Source organism: Gordonia sp. UCD-TK1, assembly GCF_001691435.1.
Lineage (GTDB): Bacteria > Actinomycetota > Actinomycetes > Mycobacteriales > Mycobacteriaceae > Gordonia > Gordonia hongkongensis.
In genome coordinates this window covers 1-2,466 of record NZ_LZMP01000069.1, presented here as the reverse complement: position 1 = coordinate 2,466, position 2,466 = coordinate 1, and the positions used below count along the sequence as shown (strand labels likewise).

General features: G+C 64.2%; 1 protein-coding gene and 2 pseudogenes. All 3 read left to right on the top strand.

Features of this window, described 5'->3' with window-relative positions; translation table 11 throughout:
• Window positions 1-302 (top strand): annotated as a pseudogene (locus tag A9310_RS23265) (helix-turn-helix domain-containing protein); the annotation flags it as partial.
• A 49-nt stretch (window positions 303-351) separates the two neighbouring features.
• Window positions 352-1,055: pseudogene (locus A9310_RS26455) on the top strand (IS3 family transposase); the annotation flags it as partial.
• A gap of 295 nt (window positions 1,056-1,350) precedes the next feature.
• Window positions 1,351-2,466: IS30 family transposase (locus A9310_RS23255; RefSeq protein ID WP_139104729.1), on the top strand; the 1,116-nt coding region annotated here is incomplete at its 3' end.

Genomic DNA, 2,466 nt, shown 5'->3' with positions numbered 1-2,466 from the left:
GCAGTACCGTGCGGCGCTGGCGAGGCCGGTTCGTCGAGCACCGCTGCGAGGGGTTGCTCGACGAACCCCGGCCTGGGCGACCTCGCACCGTCGACGACGAGCAGATCAAAAACTTGATCACCGCGACTCTCGAGACCACTCCGAAGAATGCGACACACTGGTCGACGCGGGCGATGGCCGAGCATCTCGACATGTCACAGTCAACCGTGTCGCGTGTGTGGCGGGCGTTCGGATTGGCTCCGCACAAACAGGATTCGTGGAAGCTGTCGAGAGATCCCTTGTTCACCGAGAAGGTCCGTGAATCACCCCTGGTTTGATGCCGCTTCCTTCTGAGTCAGGAAGGATGAGCACATGCCTAAGAAGATCGATCCGGAGGTCCGTTCGAGGGCCTTGCGTTTGCTGGAGGCGCACGGCGGCGAGTACACGTCGTTGACTGCCGCGGCAGAGGCGATCGCCAAGCAGGTCGGTGTCGGTGGGGAGACGGTACGTCGGTGGGCCGTGCAGGCCCAGGTCGATGCCGGCGCCCGGTCGGGGACCACGTCGAAGGAGTCCGCTGAGATCAAGCGACTCAAGGCGGAGAACAAGCAATTGCGAGAGGACGTTGCCATTTTGAAAGCGGCGACGACTTTCTTCGCGGGGGAACTCGACCGCCGCAACCGATGATCGTGGCGTTCATAGATCAGATGCGCGCCAACGGTTTTGCGGTCGAGTCGATCTGTCGGGTCTTGCGTGAGCAGGGCTGCATGATTGCCGCACGAACCTACCGGGCATCGCGAACACGCACGCCTGCCGCTCGGACCGTCTCCGATGCCCACGTCGTCGATGCGGTGCGCACCGTGGTCTGGCGCACCGATGACGACGGCCGGCGGAAGATGACTCCGGAGGGCCTCTAYGGGCGGGTGAAGATGCGCGCCCATCTGCATCGGACAACACTGCCCGGGGTGTCCTATGGCGCCGTTGATCGAGCGATGAAAGTGCTAGGCCACAACGGGATTCGAAGGTCCAAGGGAGTCCGTACGACCGTGCGGTCCGCTGATGGTGTACGTGCGGAGGATCTGGTGGGCGGATTCAACTGGTCGTCGCAACACCATGATCATGGAGGTGTTTGCGGTGGCTACGGCGGACTGGAGTCGGAGGACCAGCGATGTGGCGGTAGGTGTTCGTCGGCAGTGGCGTGCTGATCGTGCACTTCGGCCGGCGATGCGATCGCCGGGGCGGCCGGAGCCGTCGCGGCAGGTGCAACGTGAGTTTTGGCGGGTGGTCGCGACGGGGGTGAGCACGGCACAGGCATCGATCGCTGTCGGTGTGTCGGTGCCGGTGGGTACACGCTGGTTCCGCCACGCTGGCGGCATGAGGCCGCTGAGTCTGGATGAGCCTTCGGGCCGCTATCTATCCTTCGCCGAACGGGAAGAGATCGCGCTGCTACGCGCCCAGGATCGTGGGGTGCGTGAGATCGCACGGTGGATCGGGCGGAGTCCGGCCACGATCTCGCGTGAGCTACGGCGCAACGCCGCAACCAGGAGCGGGAAGCTCGAGTATCGGGCGTTGGTGGCGCAGTGGAAAGCCCAGCAGGCCGCCAAGCGCCCGAAAACAGCGAAGCTCGTGGCCCACGTCGAGTTGCGGGAGTACGTACAGGACCGCCTGGCCGGCGTTGTCCGCCGTCCCGATGGCACGATCGCTGCGGGCCCCACGCCACCGCCATGGAAGGGGCTTAACAAACCGCACCGGGCCAACCGGCGGTGGTCGCTGGCGTGGAGTCCAGAGCAGATCTCCCAGCGTTTGAAGGTCGACTTCCCCGATGATGAATCCATGCGTATCAGTCACGAGGCGATCTACCAGTCCCTGTTCATCGAGGGCCGCGGCGCGCTCAAACGTGAGCTGGTCGCGTGCCTGCGCACCGGACGTGCACTGAGGGAGCCGCGGGCCCGCTCGCGCAACAAGCCGCAGGGTCACGTCACCTCCGATGTCGTGTTCAGTCAGCGCCCTGCCGAGGCCGAGGACCGTGCCGTCCCCGGGCACTGGGAGGGTGATCTGATTATCGGAACTGGGAGATCGGCGATCGGCACGATCGTTGAACGTCGTAGTCGTGCAACACTTCTGGTGCATCTGCCACGCCAGCAGGGCTGGGGTGAGCAGCCGCCTGTGAAGAACGGGCCCGCACTCGGTGGCTACGGTGCCATCGCGATGAATGCAGGACTGACAGCGTCGATCGCCGCGCTGCCGCAGCAGTTGCGCAAAACGTTGACGTGGGATCGCGGCAAGGAACTGTCCGCTCACGCCCAGTTCGCGATGGACACCGGAACGCAGGTGTTCTTCGCCGATCCGCACTCACCGTGGCAGCGACCATCCAACGAGAACACCAATGGTGTTCTGCGCCAATATTTTCCTAAGGGAACTGATCTGTCGCGGTGGTCAGCTGAGGACCTCGAGGCCATCGCCTACACCCTCAACAACCGTCCTAGAAAA